Annotated in this window: 24 protein-coding genes and 1 pseudogene; 19 read left to right on the forward strand and 6 right to left on the reverse strand. The window is 71.0% G+C overall.

All coding sequences use genetic code 11. From position 1 onward, the window contains the following. The first annotated feature begins 32 nt into the window (after positions 1-32). From AC5Y5E_RS11990 to AC5Y5E_RS12005, 4 genes and pseudogenes are all read left to right on the forward strand, one after another. Positions 33-1,178, forward strand: coding sequence for an LLM class flavin-dependent oxidoreductase (locus AC5Y5E_RS11990; protein ID WP_499903189.1), 1,146 nt, complete (start codon positions 33-35; stop codon positions 1,176-1,178). 3 nt (positions 1,179-1,181) lie between these two features. Then, positions 1,182-2,521 (forward strand): annotated as a pseudogene (locus AC5Y5E_RS11995) (MFS transporter). 46 nt (positions 2,522-2,567) lie between these two features. Then, on the forward strand, positions 2,568-3,308 hold the full coding sequence (locus tag AC5Y5E_RS12000; RefSeq protein ID WP_499903190.1) for a class I SAM-dependent methyltransferase: 741 nt from the start codon (positions 2,568-2,570) through the stop codon (positions 3,306-3,308). Between the two features lie 36 nt (positions 3,309-3,344). After that, positions 3,345-4,721 (forward strand): amino acid permease, encoded by a 1,377-nt coding sequence (locus AC5Y5E_RS12005; protein WP_499903191.1) that lies wholly within the window; start codon positions 3,345-3,347, stop codon positions 4,719-4,721. On the opposite strand, the gene AC5Y5E_RS12010 is transcribed toward AC5Y5E_RS12005, so the two are convergent. Together AC5Y5E_RS12010 and AC5Y5E_RS12015 are read right to left on the reverse strand one after the other, a co-directional pair. Next, positions 4,694-5,323 (reverse strand): CHAP domain-containing protein, encoded by a 630-nt coding sequence (locus AC5Y5E_RS12010; RefSeq protein ID WP_499903192.1) that lies wholly within the window; start codon positions 5,321-5,323, stop codon positions 4,694-4,696. The genes AC5Y5E_RS12005 and AC5Y5E_RS12010 overlap by 28 nt on opposite strands. Before the next feature lie 297 nt (positions 5,324-5,620). Then, a complete protein-coding gene (locus AC5Y5E_RS12015) occupies positions 5,621-6,016 on the reverse strand; it encodes a nitroreductase family deazaflavin-dependent oxidoreductase (protein ID WP_499903193.1) in 396 nt (131 codons plus the stop codon). Between the two features lie 70 nt (positions 6,017-6,086). Here AC5Y5E_RS12015 and AC5Y5E_RS12020 point away from each other — a divergent pair, with 70 nt between their 5' ends. The 8 genes from AC5Y5E_RS12020 (at position 6,087) to AC5Y5E_RS12055 (ending at position 13,701) form a co-directional block, all read left to right on the forward strand. Then, positions 6,087-6,428 (forward strand): hypothetical protein, encoded by a 342-nt coding sequence (locus AC5Y5E_RS12020; protein WP_499903194.1) that lies wholly within the window; start codon positions 6,087-6,089, stop codon positions 6,426-6,428. A gap of 61 nt (positions 6,429-6,489) precedes the next feature. Next, positions 6,490-7,833, forward strand: a complete 1,344-nt coding sequence (hemL, locus tag AC5Y5E_RS12025) for a glutamate-1-semialdehyde 2,1-aminomutase (protein WP_499903195.1) — start codon at positions 6,490-6,492, stop codon at positions 7,831-7,833. Further along, the gene (locus AC5Y5E_RS12030) at positions 7,833-8,441 is read left to right on the forward strand and encodes a histidine phosphatase family protein (RefSeq protein WP_499903196.1); all 609 of its coding nucleotides are present in this window, start codon (positions 7,833-7,835) and stop codon (positions 8,439-8,441) included. The genes hemL and AC5Y5E_RS12030 overlap by 1 nt, the downstream gene beginning before the upstream one ends. Continuing rightward, complete coding sequence (locus AC5Y5E_RS12035; RefSeq protein WP_499903197.1) at positions 8,438-9,028, forward strand: TlpA disulfide reductase family protein; 591 nt, start codon at positions 8,438-8,440, stop codon at positions 9,026-9,028. Before AC5Y5E_RS12030 ends, AC5Y5E_RS12035 begins: the two co-directional genes overlap by 4 nt. After that, positions 9,025-9,804 carry a cytochrome c biogenesis CcdA family protein gene (locus AC5Y5E_RS12040; RefSeq protein WP_499903198.1) on the forward strand — a complete coding sequence of 260 codons (780 nt, stop codon included), beginning with the start codon at positions 9,025-9,027 and terminating at the stop codon, positions 9,802-9,804. Before AC5Y5E_RS12035 ends, AC5Y5E_RS12040 begins: the two co-directional genes overlap by 4 nt. A gap of 50 nt (positions 9,805-9,854) precedes the next feature. Beyond that, on the forward strand, positions 9,855-11,414 hold the full coding sequence (locus AC5Y5E_RS12045) for a cytochrome c biogenesis protein ResB (protein ID WP_499903298.1): 1,560 nt from the start codon (positions 9,855-9,857) through the stop codon (positions 11,412-11,414). Continuing rightward, complete coding sequence (gene ccsB / locus AC5Y5E_RS12050; protein ID WP_499903199.1) at positions 11,411-12,388, forward strand: c-type cytochrome biogenesis protein CcsB; 978 nt, start codon at positions 11,411-11,413, stop codon at positions 12,386-12,388. Before AC5Y5E_RS12045 ends, ccsB begins: the two co-directional genes overlap by 4 nt. A 38-nt stretch (positions 12,389-12,426) precedes the next feature. Beyond that, on the forward strand, positions 12,427-13,701 hold the full coding sequence (locus AC5Y5E_RS12055; RefSeq protein ID WP_499903200.1) for a MinD/ParA family ATP-binding protein: 1,275 nt from the start codon (positions 12,427-12,429) through the stop codon (positions 13,699-13,701). A gap of 17 nt (positions 13,702-13,718) precedes the next feature. On the opposite strand, the gene AC5Y5E_RS12060 is transcribed toward AC5Y5E_RS12055, so the two are convergent. Continuing rightward, complete coding sequence (locus tag AC5Y5E_RS12060; RefSeq protein WP_156764615.1) at positions 13,719-13,877, reverse strand: hypothetical protein; 159 nt, start codon at positions 13,875-13,877, stop codon at positions 13,719-13,721. 46 nt (positions 13,878-13,923) lie between these two features. Here AC5Y5E_RS12060 and AC5Y5E_RS12065 point away from each other — a divergent pair, with 46 nt between their 5' ends. Then, positions 13,924-14,277: a DUF4229 domain-containing protein gene (locus AC5Y5E_RS12065; RefSeq protein WP_499903201.1), complete on the forward strand. Its 354-nt coding sequence runs from the start codon at positions 13,924-13,926 to the stop codon at positions 14,275-14,277. Between the two features lies 1 nt (position 14,278). On the opposite strand, the gene AC5Y5E_RS12070 is transcribed toward AC5Y5E_RS12065, so the two are convergent. Then, the gene (locus AC5Y5E_RS12070; protein ID WP_499903299.1) at positions 14,279-15,151 is read right to left on the reverse strand and encodes a 1,4-dihydroxy-2-naphthoate polyprenyltransferase; all 873 of its coding nucleotides are present in this window, start codon (positions 15,149-15,151) and stop codon (positions 14,279-14,281) included. 34 nt (positions 15,152-15,185) lie between these two features. Here AC5Y5E_RS12070 and AC5Y5E_RS12075 point away from each other — a divergent pair, with 34 nt between their 5' ends. Further along, positions 15,186-15,962 carry an S-methyl-5'-thioadenosine phosphorylase gene (locus AC5Y5E_RS12075; RefSeq protein WP_499903202.1) on the forward strand — a complete coding sequence of 259 codons (777 nt, stop codon included), beginning with the start codon at positions 15,186-15,188 and terminating at the stop codon, positions 15,960-15,962. After that, on the forward strand, positions 15,959-16,990 hold the full coding sequence (locus tag AC5Y5E_RS12080) for an NAD-dependent epimerase/dehydratase family protein (protein ID WP_499903203.1): 1,032 nt from the start codon (positions 15,959-15,961) through the stop codon (positions 16,988-16,990). The genes AC5Y5E_RS12075 and AC5Y5E_RS12080 overlap by 4 nt, the downstream gene beginning before the upstream one ends. On the opposite strand, the gene AC5Y5E_RS12085 is transcribed toward AC5Y5E_RS12080, so the two are convergent. Then, positions 16,987-18,594 (reverse strand): DUF7937 domain-containing protein, encoded by a 1,608-nt coding sequence (locus AC5Y5E_RS12085; protein WP_499903300.1) that lies wholly within the window; start codon positions 18,592-18,594, stop codon positions 16,987-16,989. The genes AC5Y5E_RS12080 and AC5Y5E_RS12085 overlap by 4 nt on opposite strands. A 329-nt stretch (positions 18,595-18,923) precedes the next feature. Here AC5Y5E_RS12085 and AC5Y5E_RS12090 point away from each other — a divergent pair, with 329 nt between their 5' ends. From AC5Y5E_RS12090 to AC5Y5E_RS12105, 4 genes are all read left to right on the forward strand, one after another. Next, positions 18,924-21,299 carry a DUF7159 family protein gene (locus AC5Y5E_RS12090; protein ID WP_499903204.1) on the forward strand — a complete coding sequence of 792 codons (2,376 nt, stop codon included), beginning with the start codon at positions 18,924-18,926 and terminating at the stop codon, positions 21,297-21,299. 13 nt (positions 21,300-21,312) lie between these two features. Beyond that, a complete protein-coding gene (locus AC5Y5E_RS12095) occupies positions 21,313-21,969 on the forward strand; it encodes a glycosyltransferase family 2 protein (RefSeq protein ID WP_499903206.1) in 657 nt (218 codons plus the stop codon). Next, positions 21,966-22,628: a TIGR04282 family arsenosugar biosynthesis glycosyltransferase gene (locus AC5Y5E_RS12100; RefSeq protein WP_499903207.1), complete on the forward strand. Its 663-nt coding sequence runs from the start codon at positions 21,966-21,968 to the stop codon at positions 22,626-22,628. Before AC5Y5E_RS12095 ends, AC5Y5E_RS12100 begins: the two co-directional genes overlap by 4 nt. A 113-nt stretch (positions 22,629-22,741) precedes the next feature. Then, positions 22,742-23,356, forward strand: coding sequence for a TetR/AcrR family transcriptional regulator (locus AC5Y5E_RS12105; RefSeq protein WP_499903301.1), 615 nt, complete (start codon positions 22,742-22,744; stop codon positions 23,354-23,356). 11 nt (positions 23,357-23,367) lie between these two features. On the opposite strand, the gene AC5Y5E_RS12110 is transcribed toward AC5Y5E_RS12105, so the two are convergent. Then, the gene (locus AC5Y5E_RS12110; RefSeq protein ID WP_499903208.1) at positions 23,368-24,453 is read right to left on the reverse strand and encodes a methyltransferase; all 1,086 of its coding nucleotides are present in this window, start codon (positions 24,451-24,453) and stop codon (positions 23,368-23,370) included. Positions 24,454-24,558: the final 105 nt, after the last annotated feature.

Genomic DNA, 24,558 nt, shown 5'->3' on the forward strand with positions numbered 1-24,558 from the left:
CACGATCGGAGGTTGGACAAGAGGGAGGGCGAATGAGCCTGGCGTTTCACTGGTTCCTGCCGACGTACGGGGATTCGCGGAATCTGGTCGCGGGCGGGCACGGCACCGCGATGCACGGCGACCGGCCCGCGACCTTGCGCTATCTGCACCAGATCTGCGCGGCCGCCGAGGACAACGGTTTCGAGGCGGTCCTCACGCCGACCGGATTGTGGTGCGAGGACGCGTGGTTGACGACGGCGATGCTGATCGAGGGCACCGAGACCCTGAAGTTCCTGGTCGCGTTCCGCCCTGGGCTGCTCAGCCCCACCCTGGCCGCGCAGATGGCCGGGACGTTCCAGCGGCACTCGGGCGGCCGGCTGCTGCTCAACGTCGTCACCGGCGGTGAGCCGCACGAGCAGCGTGCCTACGGCGATTACCTGGACAAGGAATCGCGGTATGCCCGGACCGCCGAGTTTTTACATGTGGTGCGCCAACTTTGGACCTCGCGGGAACCGGTGACCTTCGCCGGGGACCACATCCGCATCGACGGTGCGCAGCTGAACAACCCGCCCGATCCGATCCCCGCGGTGTTCTTCGGGGGGTCGTCGGCCGCCGCCGGGCCGGTCGCGGCAAAGTACTCCGACGTCTACCTCACCTGGGGCGAACCGCGGAAGGCGGTCGCCGAAAAGCTCGACTGGGTTCGCGGGCTGGCCGCCGATAACGGCCGGATCCTGCAGTACGGCTTGCGGATTCACGTGATCAGCCGCGACACGTCCGAGCAGGCGTGGGCCGAGGCCGACCGGCTGCTCGCCGCGGTCGACCCGGCCGACGTCGAGCGGGTGCAGGCCAGCCTGGCGCGCAGCGAGTCCGAGGGCCAGCGCCGCATGCTGGACCTGCACGGCGGCGACAGCGGCCGGCTCGTGGTCGGCCCCAACCTGTGGGCCGGGGTGGGTCTGGTGCGCGGAGGCGCGGGCACCGCGCTGGTCGGGTCGCACGCCGAGGTCGCCGAGCGGCTGGCCGAGTACGCGCGCCTGGGCATCAGCCACTTCATCCTGTCGGGCTACCCGCACCTGGAGGAGGCGTATTGGTTCGGTGAGGGTGTCCTGCCGCTGCTCGAGCGAAAAGGCTTGTGGCAGCATCCCAACCGCCAGTCGCAGCCGGCACCGTCGACGCCGTTCGCGATTGCGTCCGCGCAGTAGACCATGGCAACCACGCTGCCCGCCGCGGCCGTCGCCGCGCCGCAAGAACACGAGGAATCCGACGTCGAACGCCGTCGGCGGCTGCGCATCGTGGTCGCCGCCAGCCTGCTGGGCACCACGGTGGAGTGGTACGACTTCTTCCTCTACGCCACCGCCGCGGGCCTGGTGTTCAGCAAGGTGTTCTTCCCCAACGAAACCTCTTTGGTGGGAACGCTTCTGGCGTTCGCCACGTTCGCCGTCGGGTTCGTCATGCGGCCGATCGGCGGCCTGGTGTTCGGGCACATCGGGGACCGGATCGGTCGCAAGCGCAGCCTGGCGCTGACGATGCTGATCATGGGCGTCGCCACCGCACTGATCGGGGTTCTGCCGACCGCCGCCCAGATCGGGGCCTGGGCGCCGGTGCTGCTGCTGACGCTGCGCATCCTGCAGGGATTCGCGCTCGGCGGCGAGTGGGCCGGCGCGGTGTTGCTCGCCGTCGAGCACAGCCCCGCGGACCGGCGCGGCCGCTTCGGCGCGATTCCGCAGGTCGGCCTGGCCCTCGGATTGGCCTTGGGCACCGGCATTTTCGCGTTTCTGCAGGTCGCGCTGGGCCCGGCGCGGTTCCTGGCGTACGGCTGGCGGATCGGGTTTCTGCTGAGCCTGGTGCTGGTGGCGATCGGCATCGTGGTCCGGCTGCGGGTCGAGGAGACGCCGGCGTTTCGCGAGCTGGCCGACCTCGAGGCCACGTCCACCGTGCCGATCCGCGAGGTCGTCCGCGAACCCCGTTCCCGGCGCAACACGGTGCTGGGGCTGCTGTCACGGTGGGCCGAGGGGTCGGCCTTCAACACCTGGGGCGTCTTCGCGATCAGCTACGCCACCGGCGCGTTGGGGTTCAACAAGGTGTCGGTTCTGGTGGTGGTGACCGTCGCCGCGCTGTTGATGGCGGCGCTGCTGCCGGTGTCCGGAATCCTGACCGACCGGTTCGGGCCGCGGCGGGTGTATCTGGTCGGCGTGGCGTGCTACGGCCTGCTGGCGTTCCCCGCCTTCGTGTTGTTCGGCACCAAGAACCTGCTCCTGTTCGGCCTCGCGATGGTCGTCGTGTTCGGTGTCGTGCACGCGCTGTTCTACGGCGCGCAGGGCACGCTGTACTCGGCGCTGTACCCCACCGCCACCCGCTACACGGGTTTGTCGTTCGTCTACCAGTTCTCGGGCATCTACGCCTCCGGCGTCACCCCGATGATCCTGACCGCGCTGATCGCCGCCGGCGGGGGCACGCCGTGGCTGGGATGCGGGTATTGGTGGCTACCGCGGTCATCAGCGTGATCGCCACGGCCAAGATCCGCGATCAAGACCTGCATTTTTGAGCCGACTTCGCGGGTAGACGGCCGCTTTCCTCGTTAGGCTGAGGCAATGACTGACGCGAACGTCGCCGGTTTCGAGCCGTTGTACGGCGAGGCGGAACACACCGACGGGCGGATCCCCTGGGACATCGGCGGCCCGCAACCCGCGGTGCAGCAGTTGGTGGCCTACGGCGGGATTCGCGGCGAGGTGCTCGACCCGGGGACCGGCCCCGGTTACCACGCGATTCACTATGCGGCGCAAGGGTATTCCGCGACCGGGGTCGACGATTCCCCTTCCGCCATCGAGCTCGCCAAACGAAACGCCGAGCGGGCCGGGGTGCACGTCGATTTCCAGGTGGCCGATGCCACCAGATTGGAGGGGTTCGAGGGCCGCTTCGACACCGTGGTGGACAGCGCCTTCTATCACGTGTTCTTGAACGACGGCGCCACCCAGATGCGGTATGCGGAGGCGCTGCACCGCGCTACCAGGCCGGGGGCCCGGCTGTACATGTTCGAGTTCAGCCCGCACAACGTCAACGGCCTGCAATGGACGGCCGTGCCGGCCGATAACCTCGAGCGGGTGCTCGGCGACTGCGGGTGGCGCATCGACTACCTGGGCGTCACGACTTATCAGGCCCGCCTGCTCCCCGAGACCTTCGAAACCATGAAGAAACTCGCGTCCGAGCAGCAGGGCGAGATCCTGCGGCGCATGCGGCCGCTGGTGCACCGGATGAGCGTGATCGACCCGCTGCTGGAAGACCATCGGGTGCACCTTCCCGTGTGGTCCGTGGTGGCCAGCCGCCTGGACTGAACGCGATCGACGTCGGGGCGCCGTTCGGGCGGGCAAATGGCTAGCACGCAACTGCGGCAGGGGCTGTCGCAGCGGCAGCTCAGCATGATCGCCCTGGGCGGGGTGATCGGCGCGGGCCTGTTCGTCGGCTCCGGCGTGGTGATCAGGGACACCGGGCCCGCCGCGTTCCTCACATACGCGCTGTGCGGTCTGCTGATCGTCCTGGTGATGCGGATGCTGGGCGAGATGGCGGCCGCCAACCCGTCGACGGGATCGTTCGCCGATTACGCGGCGCAAGCCCTGGGCGGCTGGGCGGGATTCTCGGTGGCCTGGCTGTATTGGTACTTCTGGGTGATCGTGGTCGGGTTCGAGGCCGTCGCCGGCGGCAAGGTCCTGGGCTACTGGTTCCACGCGCCGCTGTGGCTGCTCTCGCTGTGCCTGATGGTGCTGATGACCGCGACCAACCTGTTCTCCGTGTCGTCGTTCGGCGAGTTCGAATTCTGGTTCGCCGGAATCAAAGTCGCCACGATCGTGATCTTCCTCGCCGTCGGCTCGGTCTTCGTGCTGGGCCTGCTGCCCGGCCATCGCACCGATTTCTCCAACCTCACGGCGCACGGCGGGTTCTTCCCGAAGGGCGTAGCCGCGGTCGTCGCCGCGATCGTGGTGGTGATCTTCTCGATGGTCGGCGCCGAGATCGTCACCGTCGCCGCCGCCGAAAGCCGCGACCCCGAGCTGGCGGTGCAGCGGGCGACGCGATCGGTGGTGGCGCGCATCGCGATCTTCTTCGTCGGCTCGGTTTTTCTGCTCGTGGTGATCCTGCCGTGGAATTCGCTGGAGCCGGGCGCCTCGCCGTACGTCGCCGCGTTCAAACACATGGGCCTGCGCGGCGCGGATCAGGCGATGAACGCCGTGGTGCTCACCGCGGTGCTGTCCTGCCTGAACTCGGGCCTGTACACCGCGTCGCGGATGCTGTTCGTGCTCGCCGACCGGCGCGAGGCGCCGGCCCGGCTGGTCGCGCTCAGCCGGCGCGGGGTGCCCCACGTCGCGATCCTGTGCTCGTCGGCGATCGGCTTCGGCTGCGTCGTCATGGCGTGGCTGGCGCCGGGAACCGTGTTTCTGTTCCTGCTCAACTCGTCGGGCGCCGTCATCCTGTTCGTCTACTGGTTGATCGCGCTGTCGCAGATCGTCCTGCGCCGCCGCACGCCCGACGAAAAGCTGCGGATCAAGATGTGGTTCTTCCCGGTGCTGTCGATCCTGACCCTCGCCGGAATCACCGCCGTGCTGGTGCAAATGGCGTTCGACCGCTCGGCGCGCAGCCAGCTCTGGCTAAGCCTGCTGTCGTGGGCGGTGGTGATCGTGATCTACTTCGTCGCCCGGGCCCGCGGGCGAGGCCTAGGACGCCGGGCTCATGCCTGTCGCCAAAACCCCTCGTAGCCGTAGTCGGAGAACGGATCCGAACCGGCGGTCAGTCGGCCGTTGTAGTTCTGATCGAAAATCTTGCCCTCGTACCAGATGGCGACGTGGCCGTAGGAAAGGCCCGCGAAGCGGGGGTCCTGGCGCCACACCAGAATGTCGCCGTCGGCGAAGTCCTGACCTGGGTGCCAATTGAATCCCCGCGACTCCAGGTGATTGCCGCCGGCGCCACCTTTCCCGTACGCGTACGCGTCGCCCCATCCCCCATCGGCGATTCCGTACACGTCGGCGAGATACCTGCGAACCAGGGCGACGCACTGACCGTCACCGACCTGTTGGCCCGCGACGTTTTTGACGAAATTGTCGAGCCGGGTCGTTGTGCCGACGCCCGGGTCGGTGGGGCACGCCGGCGCGGCGACGCCGGACGGTCCCGTCTCGATGTCGACGTCGGCCACGAAATGCCCGTCCGACGTTTCGTACCAGAGGTTGTCCCAACCACCGTCGGGAATGTTGGGGCTGAGGAACCCCTTTACGGCGTCCCCGCGCTTGGAGCATACGAGGGTCAGATGGTCGCCGGGGTTGTACCAGCCGTCCCGCCCCGAGGTCAGGGTGGCGTCGGACATGCGCTGGGTTCTCGCCTTCACCGTGCCGGTCGCCGCGGCGGCGACGGGCGGGGCGAATGCCGGCGCGAGCGCGCCAGTTCCCGTCAGGAGTATGGCAACCCCGATCCGGCCAGATCGGTAGCGGCGCCGTTTGTCAGCGGAGCGACGCATGATCAAGGAGTCCTGATCATTGCGGTATCCCTTCGCCCGAAGCGTTACGAGATTGATGCCGGTTTGCTTCTGGGCAGTTCGCGTTCGAGCGAATTTTTGTTACCGCGACGGCGTGCTCGACGGTTGCCGGACTCGATGCCCCAGCCGTTATGAGGTGCGGGTGAGCAACACGGCCTGCTCGAACGGCAGCCTGGCGAAGATCGGCCGCCAGCCGCGCGTGACGTGGGGCGCCGCGTCGGCCTTGCTGACCACCCGCGGGTCGGTGACGCCGAAGGTCTTGCCGTAGCGCCGGATCCGAGCCCCGTTGGCCGCGGTGATGTTCTTCAGCCAGTCACGGTCGGGGCCGTAGGTGAGCAGGATCGCCACACCGGGCTTGCCATCGACCTCGGCGGTGAACACGGTAACCGGCGTGCGGTAAGGCTTTCCGGAGCGCCGGCCGACGTGTTCGACGATGCAGAACGTCGGTGCCCAGCCCGCCCACAGCCGCTGGACGGGATTGGTGACGTGCCGATTGAACCGCGCGAGCCCCTGTGGAAGTTCCATGCCTTCCATCCAACTCGTCCACCCCGGCCGACTTCAAGGCAAACATCGTCAGCGAGCGTAGTGTCACTCCATGGCCGATACACCGGGCGACGAAGCGGGCCGACGCGCCCAGGAGCTGCTGCGCCGGGGATCGGATCTCGCCGCCCACAAATTCGTCACCGAGGACGACGTGAAGCGCGCCGCCGAGCGCGCCGAGCACGCCCACGAGCGGGACCAGGCCGCCCGTGAACGCGCGGTGCGTCGGCACTACGAGGCCGGCGCCGCCCACGAACGCGCCGCCGAGGTCGAGGAGCTCGCCGTCGAGGAGGGCCTCGGCGACGTGGCCGCCCACCGGCGCGCGGCCGACAGGGAGCGCGAGGCCGCGCTCCGCGAGCTGCAGGCCGCCCAGCAGGCCGACCAGCAAGACGCCTGATAACGCGCTTCTGCTACACCCTGTAGTTGAACGATCGGCCGAGGCTGGGACACTGGTCGGCATGGGTAGCAGTGACCAGGCGACCGCGCACGCCGCGACCGCGGAAAGCCGCGTGGCGGCGTCGGCCCGGCTGTTCGAGGACGCCTGCGCCGTCATCCCCGGCGGGGTGAACTCCCCGGTGCGCGCGTTCACCGCGGTGGGCGGCATCCCGCGGTTCATCACCGAGGCGCGTGGGTGCCGGCTGACCGACGCCGACGGCAACCGCTACGTCGACCTGGTGTGCTCCTGGGGACCGATGATCCTGGGCCACGCCCACCCGGCCGTCGTCGACGCCGTCGCGACGGCCGCCGCCTCGGGCCTGTCGTTCGGGGCGCCGACCCCGGCGGAGAGCCAGCTGGCCGCCGAGATCATCGGGCGAGTGGCACCGGTCGAGCGGATCCGGCTGGTGAACTCCGGCACCGAGGCCACGATGAGCGCCGTCCGGCTGGCCCGCGGGTTCACCGGCAGGGCCAAGATCGTCAAGTTCTCCGGGTGCTACCACGGTCATGTCGACGCGCTGCTCGCCGACGCGGGCTCCGGCGTCGCGACGCTGGGCCTGCCGTCGTCGCCCGGGGTGACCGGCGCGGCCGCGGCCGACACAATCGTGTTGCCCTACAACGACATCGACGCGGTGCGGCAGACCTTCGCCCGGTTCGGCGACCAGATCGCCGCGGTGATCACCGAGGCCAGCCCGGGCAACATGGGCGTTGTCCCGCCGGCGCCGGGCTACAACGCGGCGCTGCGCGCGATCACCGCCGAGCACGGGGCGCTGCTGATCGTCGACGAGGTGATGACCGGGTTCCGGGTCAGCCGAAGCGGTTGGTACGGAATCGATCCCGTCGTCGCCGACCTGTTCACCTTCGGCAAGGTGATGAGCGGCGGCCTGCCGGCCGCCGCGTTCGGGGGGCGGGCCGAGGTGATGGAGCGGCTGGCGCCGCTGGGGCCGGTCTATCAGGCCGGCACGCTGTCGGGGAACCCGGTGGCGGTGGCGGCGGGTTTGGCCACGCTGCGCGCCGCCGACGACGCGGCCTACGCCGCGCTGGACGCCAACGCCGACCAGCTGGCCGGGCTGCTCTCCGAGGCGCTGACGAAAGCCGGTGTGCCGCATCAGGTTCCGCGGGCCGGCAACATGCTCGGCGTGTTCTTCTCCGAAACGCCGGTGACCGACTTCGCCTCCGCGCGGGCGAGCGAGACCTGGCGTTACCCGCCGTTCTTCCATGCCCTGCTGGACGCGGGGGTCTACCCGCCGTGCAGCGCCTTCGAGGCGTGGTTCGTCTCGACGGCCCTGGACGACGACGCATTCGACCGGATCGCCGCCGGGCTCGCCCTCGCGGCGCGCGCGGCCGCCGAGGAGGACAGGCCCTGATGGCCGACCAGACCAGAGTTCACGTGGTGCGCCACGGCGAGGTGCACAACCCCACCGGCGTCCTCTACGGCCGGCTGCCGGGATTCCACCTGTCCGAGAAGGGGCGGGCGCAGGCGGACGCGGTCGCCGAGGCGCTGGCCGGGCGCGACGTCGCCGCCGTGATCGCCTCCCCGCTGCAGCGGGCCCAGGAGACCGCCGCGCCCATCGCCGCAAAGCACGGCCTGGCCGTGGACACCGACCCCGACCTGATCGAATCGCTCAACTTCTTCGAGGGCCGCCGCGTCGGCCCGGGCGACGGCGCCTGGCGCGACCCGCGGTTCTGGTGGCAGCTGCGCAACCCGTTCACCCCGTCGTGGGGGGAGCCTTACGCCGAGATCGCGGCCCGGATGACGACCGCGGTGGACAAGGCGCGCGCCCGCGGCACCGGGCAGGAGGTGGTGTGCGTCAGCCACCAGCTGCCGGTGTGGACGTTGCGGCTGCACCTCAGCGGCCGGCGGCTCTGGCACGACCCGCGGCGACGCGAATGCGGGCTCGCCTCGGTCACCACCCTGGTCTACGACGGCGATCGCCTGGTCGACATCGAGTACTTCCAGCCCGCGGTCCCATGACGGCGTGGCGACTGGCCGTTGCTGGGGTCGCGATCGCGGCCCTGGTCGGCGGCTGCACCGGTCGCGACGCCGTGGCGCAGGGCGGCACGTTCGAGTTCGTCTCGCCCGGCGGGAAGACCGACATCTACTACGACCCGCCGTCCAGTCGCGGCCGCCCCGGCCCGCTGTCCGGGCCGGACCTCGCCGACCCGGCGCACACGCTGTCGCTGGACGACCCGGTCTTCGCCGGCCGCGCGGTCGTCGTCAACATCTGGGGGCAGTGGTGCGGCCCCTGCCGGGCCGAGGTCGCCCAGCTGCAGCAGGTGTATGACGCCACCCGGGGCGCCGGGGTGTCCTTTCTGGGCATCGACGTCCGGGACAGCAACCGGCAGGCGGCCCTGGACTTCGTCGACGATCACCACGTCAGCTACCCGTCCATCTACGATCCGGCGATGCGCACCCTGATCGCGTTCGGCGGCAGGTACCCCACCACCGTGATCCCGTCCACGCTGGTGCTGGACCGCCAGCACCGGGTCGCGGCGGTGTTCCTGCGCGAGCTGCTGGCCCAGGACCTGCAGCCCGTCGTGCAGCGGGTGGCGGGGCAGTGACCGGCTTCGCCCAGATCGCGGCCGCCGGGCCGCTGCTGCTGGCGCTCGGCGTGTGCCTGCTGGCCGGGCTGGTGTCGTTCGCCTCGCCGTGCGTGGTGCCGCTGGTCCCCGGCTATCTTTCCTACCTGGCCGCGGTCGTCGGGGTGGACGAGCAGCCGCCGCCCGGCGCGCTCAAGGCGCCGCCGGGGGCCCGCTGGCGGGTCGCGGGATCCGCCGCGTTGTTCGTCGCCGGGTTCACCACGGTGTTCGTGCTAGGGACCGTCGCCGTCCTGGGCATGACCACCGCGCTGATCACCAACCAGCTGCTGCTGCAGCGCGTCGGCGGCGTGCTGACGATCGTGATGGGCCTGGTGTTCGTGGGCCTGATCCCGGCGCTGCAGCGCCAGGCCCGGTTCAGCCCGCGGCAGCTGACCACGGTCGCCGGGGCGCCGTTGCTCGGCGCGGTGTTCGCGCTCGGGTGGACGCCGTGCCTGGGGCCCACGCTGACCGGCGTGATCACCGTCGCGTCGGCCACCGACGGCGCCGATGTCGCGCGCGGGGTCGCGCTGGTGATCGCCTACTGTCTGGGGCTGGGCATCCCGTTCGTGCTGCTGGCGTTCGGCTCGGCGGGGGCGGTAGGGGCGCTGGGCTGGCTGCGACGGCACACCCGGGCCATCCAGATCTTCGGGGGCGCGCTGTTGATCGCCGTCGGCGCCCTGCTGGTCACCGGGGTGTGGAACGACTTCGTCTCCTGGCTGCGCGACGCGTTCGTCTCCGACGTGAGGCTCCCGATTTGAGCGCCAACCTTCGCGCCACGGCCCGCAACACCTGGCGCGCGCTGACGTCGATGGGCACCGCGCTGGTGCTGCTGTTCCTGCTCGCGCTGGGCGCCATCCCCGGCGCGCTGCTGCCGCAGCGCAGCCTCAACGCCGGCAAGGTCGACGAATACCTGGCCACCCACAAGGTGATCGGCCCCTGGCTGAACCGGCTGCAGGCCTTCGACGTGTTCTCCAGCTTCTGGTTCACCGCCATCTACGTGCTGCTGTTCGTCTCCCTGGTCGGCTGCCTGACCCCACGGATGATCGAGCACGCGCGCAGCCTGCGCGCCACGCCGGTGGCGGCCCCGCGCAACCTGGCGCGGCTGCCCAAGCACGCCGCCGCCGAGGTCGCCGGCGACCCGGCGGACCTCAACGCCCTGGGGAACACGATCGCCGGCCGGCTGCGCGGCTGGCGCACGGCCATCCGGCACGAGGGCGAAGTCGTCGAGGTGTCCGCCGAGAAGGGCTACCTGCGCGAGTTCGGCAACATCGTCTTTCACTTCTCGTTGCTGGGCCTGCTGGTCGCGGTGGCCGTCGGCAAGTTGTTCGGCTACGAGGGCAACGTCATCGTCATCGCCGACGGCGGTCCCGGCTTCTGCTCCGCCTCCCCGGCCGCATTCGACTCGTTTCGCGCCGGCAACACCGTCGACGGCACGTCGCTGCACCCGATGTGCATCCGGGTCAACGACTTTGCCGCGCACTACCTGCCGTCGGGGCAGGCCACCTCGTTCGCCGCGGACATCGACTACCAGAACGGCGGCGACCTGGCGGCCAACAGCTGGCGGCACTACCTGCTGGAGGTCAACCACCCGCTGCGCGTCGGCGGCGACCGGGTGTACCTGCAGGGCCACGGCTACGCGCCCACCTTCACCGTGACCTTCCCGGACGGGCAGTCGCGCACGTCGACCGTGCAATGGCGGCCCGACAACCCGCAGACCCTGCTGAGCTCGGGCGTGGCGCGCATCGACCCGCCCGCCGGCAGCTATCCGAACGCGGCCGAGCGCCGCCAGCACGAGATCGCGATCCAGGGCCTGCTGGCGCCGACGGAGCAGCTCGAGGGCACGCTGCTGTCGTCGCGCTTCCCGGCGCTCAACGCCCCGGCCGTGGCCGTCGACATCTACCGCGGCGACACCGGCCTGGACACCGGGCGGCCGCAGTCGTTGTTCACGCTGGATCCCCGGCTGATCGAGCAGGGCCGGCTGACCAAGGAGAAGCGGGTCAACCTGCGCGCCGGCCAGGAGGTCCGGCTCGAGGCGGGCCCGGCCGCCGGCACCGTCGTCCGCTTCGACGGCGCCGTGCCGTTCGTCAACCTCCAGGTCTCCCACGATCCCGGCCAGAGCTGGGTGCTCGTCTTCGCGGTGACGATGATGGGCGGGCTGGTGGTGTCGCTGCTGGTGCGCCGCCGCAGGGTGTGGGTCAGGCTCAGTCCGGGGGCCGGTACGGTGAACGTCGAATTGGGCGGGCTGGCGCGCACCGACAACTCCGGGTGGGGCGACGAGTTCGAGCGGTTGACCGAGCGGTTACTGGATGGACTGGGCGAGCCCGACACCGCCGCGTCCAGAAGGAGTTCTCAGGTGGACGTCAAATGAACACCCTGCATGTCAACGTCACGCTGGCGCGCTACTCGGACTGGGCGTTCACCTCGGCGATCGTGGCGCTGGTCGTTGCGCTGCTGCTGCTGGCCGTCGAGCTGGCCTACGTCGGCGCCCGCCGCGCCGAGCACCGCGCGGCGGTAATGGCCGGCTCGGTCGCCGCCGACAGCTCCGTCCCCGGCATCGTGGAGGACGCGGAGGCGCGGCCCTTCGACGAACGCGTCGGGCGGGCCGGGCTGGCCGTGGTCTATCTCGGCATCGGGCTGTTGCTGGCCTGCATCGTGTTGCGCGGCCTGGCCACCGTGCGGGTGCCGTGGGGCAACATGTACGAGTTCATCAACCTGACGTGCTTCTGCGGCCTGGTCGCCGGCGCGGTCGTGTTGCGGCGCCCGCAGTATCGCCCGCTGTGGGTCTTCCTGCTGCTGCCGGTGCTGATCCTGCTGACCGTTTCCGGACGCTGGCTCTACACCAACGCGGCGCCGGTGATGCCCGCGCTGCAGTCCTACTGGCTGCCCATCCACGTGTCGGTGGTCAGCCTGGGCTCCGGCGTGTTCATGGTCGCGGGCATCGCCAGCATCCTGTTCCTGTTGCGCACGTCGCGGCTGGGTGAGCCCGGCGCCGAGGGGGCGTTGGCCCGAATGGTTCGGCGGTTCCCCGACGCGCAGACCCTGGACCGCGTGGCCTACCGCACCACGATCTTCGCGTTCCCGGTGTTCGGTTTCGGGGTCATCTTCGGCGCCATCTGGGCGGAAGAGGCGTGGGGCCGGTATTGGGGCTGGGACCCCAAGGAGACGGTTTCGTTCGTCGCCTGGGTGGTATACGCCGCCTATCTGCACGCACGGTCGACGGCCGGATGGCGGGACAGGAAAGCGGCATGGATCAACGTCGCGGGTTTCGTGGCCATGATCTTCAATTTGTTCTTCGTTAACCTGGTGACCGTGGGCCTGCATTCGTATGCGGGCGTGGGATGACAGTTAGCAACCGACCCGAGTAACACACAACAGGGGGAGTGCACGTGTCCGACCATCCAACCACCGGCGTGGGTGCGCCCGAGCCGCCGACCACGCAGACGCCCCCCGAGCCCCCGGCCGCGGGCGACGAGGCACCCACCCGCGCCTTCGCGGGCTTCCGCACCGAGCGCCGGGTGCCGGGGCCCGAGCGGCGGCAGGCGGCGGGTCCGGCGCCGGCCGGGATGCCGCCCTGGGATCCCACACCGGTGACGGGGATCCCGCGCGTCGACCCGACCGCGTTCGGGGCTTACTACAACGGGCCATCTGAGGCGCCAGCCTCTGAGGTCCCGGCGGCCCAGGCGCCCCCGTACCGGCCCGAGCACCTGCCGCACACGCCGTATCCGGAGCTGTCCACCGGCATGCTGTTGCGCCCGGTCAAGCCGCCGCCGTCCGAGGGTTGGCGCCGGATGATCTACGACCTGTCCGGTCACCTGATCAACCTGGGCGAGAGCCCCCGGGCGCAGCGTCACAACAACCTGGTGGCGCAGGTCAACCGTCCGCTGCGGGGTTGCTACCGGATCGCGCTGCTGTCGCTGAAGGGCGGCGTCGGTAAGACCACGATCACCGCGACGCTGGGGTCGACGTTCGCGACCATCCGCGGTGACCGCGTCGTGGCCGTCGACGCCAATCCCGACCGTGGCACCCTGAGCCAGAAGATTCCGCTGGAGACGGCGGCGACGGTGCGCCAGCTGCTGCACGACGCCGGAACCATCGAGCGCTACAGCGACGTCCGCCGGTACACCTCGAAGGGCCCGAGCGGCCTGGAGGTGCTGGCGTCGGAAACCGACCCGGCCATCTCCGACGCGTTCGGCGCCGAGGACTACAGCCGCGTCCTGGAGATCCTGGAGCGCTTCTACGGCCTGGTGCTCACCGACTGCGGACCCGGGCTGCTGCACTCGGTGATGTCGTCGGTGCTGGAGAGGGCCGACGTGCTGCTGGTGGTGGCGTCGGGATCGATCGACGGCGCGCGCAGCGCCTCGGCGACCCTGGATTGGCTGGACGCCCACGGGCATGAGGAGCTGGTCCGCAATTCGATCGCCGTCATCAACGCGGTGCGCCCGCGCACCGGCAAGGTCGATATGACCAAGGTGGTCGACCACTTCTCGCGCCGCTGCCGCGCGGTGCGGCTGATCCCGTTCGACCCGCACCTCGAAGAGGGCGCCGAGATCGAGCTGGACCGGTTGCGGCGCGAGACCCGCGAAGCGCTCACCGAGCTGGCGGCCGTCGTCGCCGACGGGTTCCCCGGTGACCAGCGCAACCCGGGTCTGGTTTAGGAGGGACTAGCGGGGTCCTAGCGGGGGTTGTCCCCGTGGCCTAACCGGCGCAAGAAGTCGGGATCGTCGTCCGGTCCGATGACGCGTGTCTTCGGCCGGTGGGCCTGAGACCGCGCCGCACGCCAGCCGACGTAGATCAGCGTTCCCAGAATCAGAACGAGTAGCAGGTAGAGCACTCAACACCTCCTCCGAGCGAATATACGCGGGCCGTAGGCTCGTGGTGTGTCAGAAGGGCCGGGCGACAGCAGCACCGAGCAGCGCCCGCGAAATCGGGTAGTCGTCGACGTTTTGCTGTACGCGGCGGCGCGGCTGGTGCTGGTGCTCGCGCTGAGCGGCGCCATCTACGGGCTCGCGCGATTGCTGGGCATCGCCCAGTTCCCGGTCGTGGTGGCGGTGCTGTTCGCCCTGATCATCGCGATGCCGTTGGGCATCTGGGTGTTCGGCCCGCTGCGCCGGCGCGCCACCGCGTCGCTCGCGATAGCCGGGGAACGCCGGCGCCGCGAACGCGAACAGCTGCAGGCCCGGTTGCGCGGCGAGGAGGCGCCGCGTCGGGAGCCCGACGCGCCCCAGACATAGCTCAGTGCGCGAGCGCCAGCGCGGTCGCCATCGCGATCGCCCACACCGCCATCGCCAGCCCGGTGTCGCGCAGCACCGGGATCAGTTCGCGGCCGCGGCGGCCGGAGCGCACCGGGGCGAGCGCACGCAGCGCCAGCGGCGTGGCCAGCAACCCCACCGCGCACCAGGGCGTCGCGGCCATGAGCACCACGGTGGCGATGCCGGCGGTCGCCAGCAGCGCCTGATACAGGATGCGGGTGCGCGCATCGCCCAGGCGGACGGCCAGGGTGATCTTGCCGGACTGCGCGTCGGTGGGGATGTCGCGCAGGTTGTTGGCCACCAGGACCGACGACGACAGCGCCCCGATCGACACCGCCAGCAGCCCCCCGACCCAGTCCACCCGCAACGCCTGGGTGTACTCGGTGCCCAGCACGGCGACCAGGCCGAAGAACACGAACACCGCGAGCTCGCCAAAACCCGCGTAGCCGTACGGTTTTGAGCCTCCCGTGTACAGCCACGCGCCGGCGATGCATGCCGCGCCGACCGCGATCAGCCACGGCGCGCTCAGCAGCGCCAGCGCCAGCCCGGCGACCGCGCCGAGCGACAGGCTCGTCACCGCCGCGGTCAGCACCGCGCGCGGGGCGGCCAGCCGCGAGCCCACCAACCGCACCGGGCCGGCGCGGTCGTCGTCGGTGCCGCGGATGCCGTCGGAGTAGTCGTTGGCGTAGTTGACGCCGACGATCAGCGCCAGCGCCACGGCCAGCGCCAGCAGCGCCTTCCACCACACCGCGGATCCCAGCCACGCCGCGGCGCCGGTGCCCGCCACGACCGGCGCCACCGCGTTGGGCAGCGTCCGGGGCCGGGCTCCTTCGACCCACTGCGCGAAACTGGCCACCAAGTCATCCTGCCCCATGCACCACAATGGTCGGATGCTCGGAGTCATCGGCGGCAGCGGCTTCTACACGTTCTTCGACTCGCCCGTCCGCAACATCGACGTCGACACCCCGTACGGACCGCCCAGCGCCCCGGTCACCCTCGGCGCCGTCGGCGACCACGAGGTCGCCTTCCTGCCCCGCCACGGCGCGACCCATCAGTTCTCGGCGCACACGGTGCCGTATCGGGCCAACATGTGGGCGCTGCGCAAGCTCGGTGTGCGACGGGTCTTCGGCCCGTGCGCCGTCGGCAGCCTGAACCCCGACAACGGCCGGGGCGCGGTGGTGGTGCCCGACCAGCTGGTGGACCGCACCAGCGGCCGCCCCGACACCTACTTCGACTCCGGCGCCGTCCACGTCGACTTCGCCGACCCCTACTGCCCGACGCTGCGGGCCGCGGCCACCGGCCTGCCCGACGTCGTCGACGGCGGCACCATGGTGGTGATCCAGGGGCCGCGGTTCTCCACCCGGGCCGAGAGCCGCTGGTTCGCGTCGGCCGGGTTTCACCTGGTCAACATGACCGGTTATCCGGAGGCCGTGCTGGCCCGAGAGCTCGAGATATGTTATGCCGCAATCGCGTTGGTGACCGACCTGGACGCCGGCGTGCGGGCCGGGGAGGGCGTGAAGGCCGTCGACGTGTTCGCCGAATTCGAGAAGAACATGGGGCCGTTCAAGGAGCTGGTGCGCGCGGCGATCGGCCGGGTCGCCGCGGAGCGCGACTGCACGCACTGCCGGCCGCACACCGGCGTGACGCTGCCGGTGGAGCTGCCATGAGGGTGTTGCTGACCGGGGCGGCCGGCTTCATCGGGTCGCGGGTGGACGCGGCGCTGCGGGCGGCGGGCCACGAGGTGATCGGCGTCGACGCGCTGCTGCCCGCGGCGCACGGGCCGAATCCCGTGCTGCCGCAGGGCTGCCGACGCGTCGACGTCCGCGACGGCGACGCGCTCGCCCCGCTGTTGGACGGAGTGGACCTGGTGTGTCATCAGGCCGCGATGGTCGGCGCCGGCGTCGACGCGGCCGACGCGCCCGCCTACGGCGGTCACAACGACTTCGCCACCACGGTGCTGCTGGCGCGGATGTTCGCCGCCGGCGTGCGCCGCCTGGTGCTGGCCTCGTCGATGGTGGTCTACGGACAGGGCCACTACGCCTGCCCCGAGCACGGCCTCGTCGACCCGCCGCCGCGCCGGCGCGCCGACCTGGACGCCGGGATCTTCGAAAACCATTGCCCCGCATGTGGGCTCGATGTGACGTGGCGGCTGGTCGACGAGGACGCCGCGCTGCGGCCGCGCAGCCTGTACGCGGCCAGCAAGACCGCGCAGGAGCATTACGCGCTGGCGTGGTCGGAGGCGACGGGCGGCTCGGTGGTGGCGCTGCGCTACCACAACGTCTACGGGCCGGGGATGCCGCGCGACACCCCGTACTCCGGGGTGGCCGCAATCTTCCGGTCGTCGCTGGAAAAGGGCGAGCCGCCACGGGTTTTCGAGGACGGCGGGCAGATGCGGGATTTCGTCCACGTCGAGGACGTCGCCGCCGCCAACGTGGCCGCCGCGGCGTCCGATCTTCAGGGCTTCACCGCCGTCAACGTCTGCTCAGGGCGGCCCATCTCGATCCTGGATGTCGCCGCCGCGCTGTGCGAGGCGCGGGACGGTTCGGTCGCCCCGGTGGTGACGGGACAGTACCGCAGCGGCGACGTGCGCCACATCGTCGCCGACCCGGCCCGGGCCACCGAGCTGTTGGGGTTCCGCGCGGCCGTCGACCCGCGCGAGGGCCTGCGCGAATTCGCCTTCGCGCCTTTGCGTTAACCCTGCGGCGGCCGGAAGATCCGGGGCTTCTGGACCGGGATCTGCCGGGTGGCCGAGTCGTCGCCCCGGAAGATCCGCGGCGAACCGGCGAGCTGCCGCGTCGCGCCACCGACCGGGATCCGCGTCGTCGCTGCGGCCGACGGCGGGGCCGGCTGGCCCACCGGGATGCGCGTCGTCGGCGCGCCGGGGCCCGGGTGGGTGCCGGCCGGGCCGCCGCGGGTGTGGGCGGGACGGCGCCGCTGCCGTCGCGCGCGTCGCGCCCCGAGCTGACCGGTGACGATCGCCGCCACGAGGATGCACAGGGCCAGCACGCACAGCGTGACGTCGAAGGTGCTGGTGATCTGTTGGGCGAGATTGTTTCCGTACACCGGGTTCGGCGCGGGGGCGTTGGGCGCCTGTTCGAACCGCGGCGCCAGCACGACGCCCACGACGACGCGGGAAATGCTCAGTGTCGCAACGAGTCCGCACAGGGACGAGATCAGCCTGGGGGAGACGGCGTCGTTGCCCAGGTTGATGCGCAGCCAGATCGCAAGCACCGCCGTCGCCAGGTCGAAGGCGGCCAGCACCATGCTGTCGTAACGGGAGAACGGGTAGTTCAGGGTCACGGCGACGGCGAGGTCGGTGACGCGCATGAGCATCGACCCCAGGCACCAAATGATGATGAGCAGCAACCCGTTTCGGGCCGCCGCGCGCCAGGCGTTCTCTTCCTTCGCCGACGCGTCACGGCGGCCCAGCAACGCGGCGGGCGCGAAAATGGCCGCGGCCGCCGCCCACGCCAGGTAGCCCTCGAAGCCCACCCCCGCCGTCGACGTGTTCTGTGCGATGCCATGGAACGCGTCGATGTCGCGGCCGGACGGCAGGATCCAGACCAGGATCCCGGCGACCAGCGTCGAGACCCCGAGCGCCACGGTCGCCAGCCGGGAAGCCCTGGTGCTGCGCAGCAGCCACCTCGACCCGATCAGGACGGCGACCAGCGCCACCACGCCGTACACCAGCGCCGTGGCGATGACCGCGATGTTCTGCTTGCCGAAGCCGGACGAACCGCCCGCGTCGTGGAGCGCGTACTTGAGCCGCCAGAACAGGTTGAAGCAAAAGCTCAGCGCCGCCCCCGCCATCGACGCGTAGCCGATGATCCGCACCGGTCTCGGGTGCTGGTCGGCGTCGCCGGTCACCGGTCGCGCGCTCAGCAGCGCGCCGGCGATGCCCAGCCACGCCCCCGGCCCGACACCGCCGGGCACGTTCACGCTGCCACCGAATCGAACGGTCTCGAACACGTCGAACGCGACGAAGCCGACGACCAGCAGTGCGTAGGGGGCGTTGAGCGCCAGCCGAAGTCGGCCCGCCAGCGCGGGATTGAACCGCGGGCTCGAAGACCTCCAGGCACCGGCGAGCGCGATCGACGCGAGGGACAGCAGCGTCACCACGAACAGCACCGCCAGCAGCGGCTTGTTGCTGCCCTCGATGCCCAAGCCGAAATACAGGTTCCACGGCAGCAGCGGCGCCACGACCAGCATGGCGGCCGCGGTCAGATCGACGGCGACGTTCGAACGCCGGCCGGGCCGCGCGGGCGGGGGTGGCGTCGCTTGCCGCGTCCGGGCACCGATCGGGCCGGTAGGGGCGTCGTCGCTGCTCTGACTCACGGTTCCCCCCGGGTGTCGAGGACGGCTTCTGGCGGCGCAACTTCGGTTGCGAGACGGGGGAACCCCCTGCCGCACCGACCGCGTTGCTTACTTGGAAACATAATCTCCGTTCGGGCGACGCGGCAGTGGTGAGAGCGTGTGCGTTTCCGCGGTGACCGCCACGCGGTTACGCTGCGCTCACAGGCGAACACCGAAAACCTCGTCGCCCAAATGACTGTTACCGCCGACGGTATCGCAGTGTAATGATGCCGGGACATGCTGGCTGTGGGGTAGCCGGCCGAAGGAGAGTCGGGATGGACGTCGTGCTGGGGGTCGCGGTCGCAGGTCCCCGTGCCCGCTTGGCGCTGGTCGGTTCGGGCGCCGGGGGCGCCGATTTGATCGACGAGTCCGTCGTTGACCTTGCCGATCGCCCGATCGAGAAACTGACCGAGACGGTGGTCGGGACGAATCGGTTGCTGGCCGAGGAGAACCACCGGCTGCTCGCCACGCGGCTGTGCTGGTCGGATCGGCAGTGGGCCGAGCGGCTGCGGCGGGCGCTGGAGGACTCCGGCGTCCAGAACGTCGCCGTGCTGTCGGAATCGGAGGCGCTGTCCGGGGTGGGCGCGCAGCTGCCGCCCGACGACGACCCCACCGTCGCGCTGGCCCGCGGCGCGGCGATGTCGGCCGGGCTCGCCGGGGACGCGACGGCGATGGCGCCGGCGGTCGGGTCGGCGGGGGACGCCACGGCGATGGCCCCCGCGGTCCAGGGGATGCCCCCGGCCGGCCAGGTGGGATCCGACCTGGCGTACTCGATGGCCGGCGAATCCGACCTGCTCCCAATGGAATGGCTGACCGAACCCGAGGACGACGACGCCCAGACCGGTCCGGTCGGCCTCACCTCGCGACGGCTCGGGGCGATGGACGCGGTGCTTGGCATCGCGGTCGCCGGTTCCGTCGCCCGTCTGGCTCTCGTCGGGCCCGTCGGGGGCGGCTATGCGGCGATCAAGCACCTGGTGGTCGAGCTGCCCGTCGAGCCGTTCGAAACGTTGATCCAGACGGCGGCCGGCGCGCAGCAGGCGCTGGCCGCCGAGGGCCGCCATCTGGTCGCCACCCGGCTGTATTCGCCGGATCCCGCGCAGGCGGAAGCGCTTCGCCAGGCGCTGGCCGGCGCCGGGGTTCCCGACGTCGGCGTGGCTTCGCAGCCCGACACCTTGACGGCGCTGCTGCGGACGGTCTTCCGTGGCGTCGCGATGCCCGGCGCCGTCGCGCTCGTGGTCACCGCCGAGGCGGCGACACTGATCGCGCTGGGCACCGGCGTGGCGGACGTGTTGGCCACCGCCGCCCTGCAGGGCGTGGACGCCGTCGCAGCGGCGTCGGACATGCTGCTGGACTGGCTGCAGTCCGCGCCGTTCGCGGTCAGCGCCGCGTACCTGCTGGGCACGCTGGAAGAGCTGACCAGCCTCGCCGAACGGATTCGCGCTCGATCGCGGCTGCGGGTGGAGGTGCTCGAGCGGCCCGACTTCGCGTTCGCGCGCGGTGCGGCGCTGGCGGCGGGGTTGGCGCCCACCACGCCCCAGCCCCCCGTCACCGCGGGCGCGGCGACGTCGATGGCCCCCGCGCTGGGGGGACTCGGGGATGCGACGGCGATGGCCCCCGCGACCGCGGTCGCCGGGGAAGCGACGGGCATCGCCCCGACGTCCGAGCTGGCCGGCTCGGGCGCGGACGAGGCGCAGCTGGCGTACTCGCAGGCCGGGGACGCCGACCCGTTCGCCGGCGAGGTCGACGAATACGGCGACTACCCCGAGGAACCGGTGGACGCGGCGGTGACCGGTCGGATGCCGCTCAGCAGGCGCTCGTTGGTGCTCGGCAACGCCGTCATCGCCTTCGCGGTCGTCGGATTCGCGACGCTGGCCGCCGCGGTGGCCATCGCCATTCGGCCGACCGCGAGCACGCAGCCGGTGATCGGGCACCAGAACGCCGCCCCGGGCAAGTTCATGCCCCTGTTGCCGACGCAGCAGCAGGCGCCGGTGCCACCGCCGCCGCCCGATCTGCCCAACGCGGGTTTCCAGGGGGGCGTCATCCCGGACGCCAACGGCTACATTCCGCCGCAGCTGGCGTCCCCCGGTTCTGCCCCGGTCGCCCCGGCGCCCGTTCCCGGTTTGGTGCCGAACCCGGACCCGGGCATGCCGCTGCCCGTTCCGGTCATCGTTCCGTACCCGGGCTGGCGCCCGCCGTACTACCCGCCGTACACGCCCCCGACGTACACGCCGCCGACCACAACCACGACGCCGCCGACGACCACGACGCCCCCGACGACCACGCTGGGGCCGTCGACCACGACACCACCAACGACGACCACAACGGAGCCGCCCTCGACGACGACGCCGCCCACGACAACGGAGCCGCCGTCGACCACGACGCAGCCGCCGGTGACGACCACGCAGCCGCCGGTGACGACCACGCAGCCGCCGGTGACGACCACGCAGCCGCCGGTGACGACGCAGGCGCCGGTGACGACGCAGGCGCCGGTGACGACGCAGGCGCCGAAGATCACGCAGGCGCCCCAGACAACGTATGCGCCGCCCCCGACGCAACCCCAGACGCAGCAGACCATTCCCCACACGCAGGCGCCCGTGACCCCGCAGCAACCGGTGACCCCGAAACCGCCGCCGGTCACCACCCATCACTGAGCGGGGCCGGCGCATGCCCGACGACCCGGTGACGGTGGTGCTGCCCTGCCTCAACGAGGAGGAGTCGCTGCCGGGTGTGCTGGCGGCCATCCCCGCGGGCTATCGGGCGCTGGTGGTCGACAACAACAGCACCGACCAAACCGCCGCGGTGGCAACCCGTTGCGGCGCCCGCGTGGTCGCCGAGCCGCGGCCCGGCTACGGGTCGGCCGTGCACGCCGGCGTGGTGGCCGCGACCACCCCGATTGTCGCGGTCATCGACGCCGACGGCTCCATGGACCCCGGCGACCTGCCCCGGCTCGTCGCCGCGCTCGACCGCGGAGCCGACCTGGTGACCGGCCGGCGCCGGCCGGTGCCGGGGCTGCACTGGCCGTGGGTCGCCCGGGTGGGCACCGTCGTGATGAGCTGGCGGCTGCGCACCCGCCACCGCCTGCCGGTGCACGACATCGCGCCGATGCGCGTCGCCCGGCGCGAAGCGCTGCTCAACCTCGGCGTCACCGACCGGCGATCGGGCTACCCGCTCGAACTCCTCGTCCGGGCCGCCGCGGCCGGCTGGCGCGTGGTCGAACTCGACGTCAGCTACGGCCCGCGCACCGGCGGCAAGTCGAAGGTCAGCGGTTCGCTGCGGGGCAGCATCACCGCGATCCTGGACTTCTGGAAGGTGATCTCGTGAGCGTCCTGCCGGTGACCGTCCTGGTAGTCGCCAAGGCGCCGGAGCCCGGGCGAGCCAAGACGCGCCTGGCGGCGACGGTCGGTGACCGGGTGGCCGCCGACATCGCCGCCGCCGCGCTGCTGGACACGCTGGACGCCGTGGCCGCGGCGCCGGTTGCGGCGCGGGTGGTGGCCCTCACCGGCGACCTCGGCGCGGCGGCCGGCGCCGCCGAGATCGGGCGGCGGCTCGAGACCTTCACCGTGATCGCCCAGCGCGGGGACGACTTCGCCGACCGGCTCGCCAACGCCCACGCCGACGCTGCCGACGGGCAGCCGGTCCTGCAGATCGGGATGGACACCCCGCAGGTCACCGCCGAGCTGCTGGGCGACTGCGCGCGCAGCCTCCTGCAATCCCCGGCCGTCCTGGGGCTGGCCGACGACGGCGGCTGGTGGGTGCTGGGGGTCGCAGCGCCGGCGATGGCCGAATGCCTGCGCGGCGTGCCGATGTCCCGGCCCGACACCGGCGAGTTGACGTCGAAGGCGTTGCGCGACAACGGCGTAGACGTGACGCCCGTGCAGCGGCTGGCCGACATCGACGTCGTCGACGACGTCGCCGCCGTGCGCGACGCGTGCGGGCCGGCGAGCCGGTTCGCGCGGGTCACCCGCGCGGCCGGGCTCTGAGCGCGCGGCCAGAATTGCAGGCTCGACGAGACAAGCCGATCGAGTCCGGTGCCGCCCAACCTTTTCAATACAAGTTGAAATGATAGGGTTCGCACGTGCCGCCACCAGGCGAAATGATCAAGCGGCGCGGCAGACGCCAAGGGCGGCCGGTGTCGCGCGACGTGGTCCTTGTGGCGGCGAAGCGGCAGTTCGCCTTGCGCGGCTATGACAAGACGACGCTGCGAGCGATTGCCGATGATGCGCGAGTTGATCCGGCGATGATTCTCTATCTCTTCGGCTCGAAGGCGGCGTTGTTTCGCGAGTCGATGAAGTTGGTGCTGCCGGCCGACCTGCTGACGAATGAGATCGCCGAGAAGGGCGACGACTTGGGCCGCCGCGTTGTGCGGGCCTACCTCGGTATCTGGGAGCAACCCGATACGGCCGCGAGTATGGCCTCGATGGTGCAGTCGGCGACGTCGAACGGCGATGCCAACGACGCGTTTCGCGGTTTCCTGCACGACTATCTGCTCACGGCGGTGTCCAGCGCTTTGGGCGGCGGCGACGAAGCGCGACTGCGCGCGATGCTGGCCGCGACCAACCTGGTCGGCATCGGGATGCTGCGGTACATCATGAGGGTGCCGCCCCTGTCGTCGCTCGGGGTCGATGAGGTGGCCGCGTTGGTGGGGCCCGCGGTGCACCGGTTCTTGACCGCCCCCGCCGAAGAGTTGGGGCTGGACCCGCGGTCGTAAATAGCCCTCGGCTACACCACGCTCGCCTCGATGATGCTGAGCGGCGACACGGTGTCGACTATGCGCTTCAACCGGAAACCGGCTCGGTCGAACAGCCGGCCGTACTCCTCCGCAGTGCGTTCGCGCGCACCGGCCACGATCAGCATCTCGATGTCCACCCAGTTGCCGTGGAAGTCGCGGTCGTGGTCGGGAATGACGAACTCGCAGACCAACAGTCGCGCACCGCTGCGTGCAGCGGCGCGGACGTTTTTCAGAATGCGGACCGCGTCTTCCTCGGGCCAGTCGTGGATGACGTTCTTGAGCACATACGCGTCGCCTCCCTCCGGCACGGAATCGAAGAAGGAGCCCTCTTCGATCCGGACGCGGTCGTCGACACCGTATTTGCGCAACAACTCCGGTGCGAACGATACGACCTCCGGAAGATCAAACAGCACGCCGCGCGATTTCGGCGCCGCCTCGAGGATCGCCGCCAACAGGCGACCCCGTCCCCCGCCGACATCGACGATCGTGCCGAACGCGCCGAAGTCGTAGGCCGCGGTCAAGGGCACGGTCGCGAACTCGGACACGTTGGTCATGGCGGAGTTGAAGATCCCGCGCAGCGCCGGTTCGCCGGCCAGGTATTCGAATACCGGTTTGCCCCGAAGCGCCGGGACCACCGGCTGCCCCGTCCGGATCGCGTCGGTCAGGTGGCTCCAGTGCTCGCGATGCTGCGGCGACCCGACCCATCTCGCCATCCCGGCCATCGACACCGGCGCGTCCGTGCGCAGTGTGTCCGCGAGTGGGTTGAGTGCGTAACGCCCGTCGCTGCCTTGGCGGAAAATCCCGATCCCGATCAACGCGCGCATGAGCCGCTTCAGCGAGTCGGCGTCCGCGCCGACCCGGTCTGCGAGCTGCGCGCCGGACAACGGGCCGGCCGCCAGGGCGTCCGCCACGCCAAGGTCCGCGGCGGCCGTGATCGCCTGAGCGACCCATGCGTTCAGGATCAATTCCATCATCACCGCCGCGGGCGGGGCGGAGCGTTGGCGCAGCCGCGACAGGTGGTGGCGGGCCCGTTCAACGGCGCGCGCGACCTTGGCCGGCGGAACTTTAGACGTCAAGTGCCCTCCTGCTGCGCGACCGATCGATCCGTCCGCAAAGGAACTATGCCGTCAAACGCCCAATATTTCAATAGCCATTGAAATATTGGGCCGACGAGGTGCCCG

Source organism: Mycobacterium sp. NGS54 (assembly GCF_059812465.1).

Coding starts and splice junctions, on each gene's coding strand:
- AC5Y5E_RS11990 (WP_499903189.1), top strand. CDS start 33: ATGAGCCTGGCGTTTCACTGGTTCCTGCCGACGTACGGGGATTCGCGG.
- AC5Y5E_RS12000 (WP_499903190.1), top strand. CDS start 2,568: ATGACTGACGCGAACGTCGCCGGTTTCGAGCCGTTGTACGGCGAGGCG.
- AC5Y5E_RS12005 (WP_499903191.1), top strand. CDS start 3,345: ATGGCTAGCACGCAACTGCGGCAGGGGCTGTCGCAGCGGCAGCTCAGC.
- AC5Y5E_RS12010 (WP_499903192.1), bottom strand. CDS start 5,323: ATGTCCGACGCCACCCTGACCTCGGGGCGGGACGGCTGGTACAACCCC.
- AC5Y5E_RS12015 (WP_499903193.1), bottom strand. CDS start 6,016: ATGGAACTTCCACAGGGGCTCGCGCGGTTCAATCGGCACGTCACCAAT.
- AC5Y5E_RS12020 (WP_499903194.1), top strand. CDS start 6,087: ATGGCCGATACACCGGGCGACGAAGCGGGCCGACGCGCCCAGGAGCTG.
- hemL (WP_499903195.1), top strand. CDS start 6,490: ATGGGTAGCAGTGACCAGGCGACCGCGCACGCCGCGACCGCGGAAAGC.
- AC5Y5E_RS12030 (WP_499903196.1), top strand. CDS start 7,833: ATGGCCGACCAGACCAGAGTTCACGTGGTGCGCCACGGCGAGGTGCAC.
- AC5Y5E_RS12035 (WP_499903197.1), top strand. CDS start 8,438: ATGACGGCGTGGCGACTGGCCGTTGCTGGGGTCGCGATCGCGGCCCTG.
- AC5Y5E_RS12045 (WP_499903298.1), top strand. CDS start 9,855: ATGGGCACCGCGCTGGTGCTGCTGTTCCTGCTCGCGCTGGGCGCCATC.
- ccsB (WP_499903199.1), top strand. CDS start 11,411: ATGAACACCCTGCATGTCAACGTCACGCTGGCGCGCTACTCGGACTGG.
- AC5Y5E_RS12075 (WP_499903202.1), top strand. CDS start 15,186: ATGCTCGGAGTCATCGGCGGCAGCGGCTTCTACACGTTCTTCGACTCG.
- AC5Y5E_RS12080 (WP_499903203.1), top strand. CDS start 15,959: ATGAGGGTGTTGCTGACCGGGGCGGCCGGCTTCATCGGGTCGCGGGTG.
- AC5Y5E_RS12090 (WP_499903204.1), top strand. CDS start 18,924: ATGGACGTCGTGCTGGGGGTCGCGGTCGCAGGTCCCCGTGCCCGCTTG.
- AC5Y5E_RS12095 (WP_499903206.1), top strand. CDS start 21,313: ATGCCCGACGACCCGGTGACGGTGGTGCTGCCCTGCCTCAACGAGGAG.
- AC5Y5E_RS12105 (WP_499903301.1), top strand. CDS start 22,742: ATGATCAAGCGGCGCGGCAGACGCCAAGGGCGGCCGGTGTCGCGCGAC.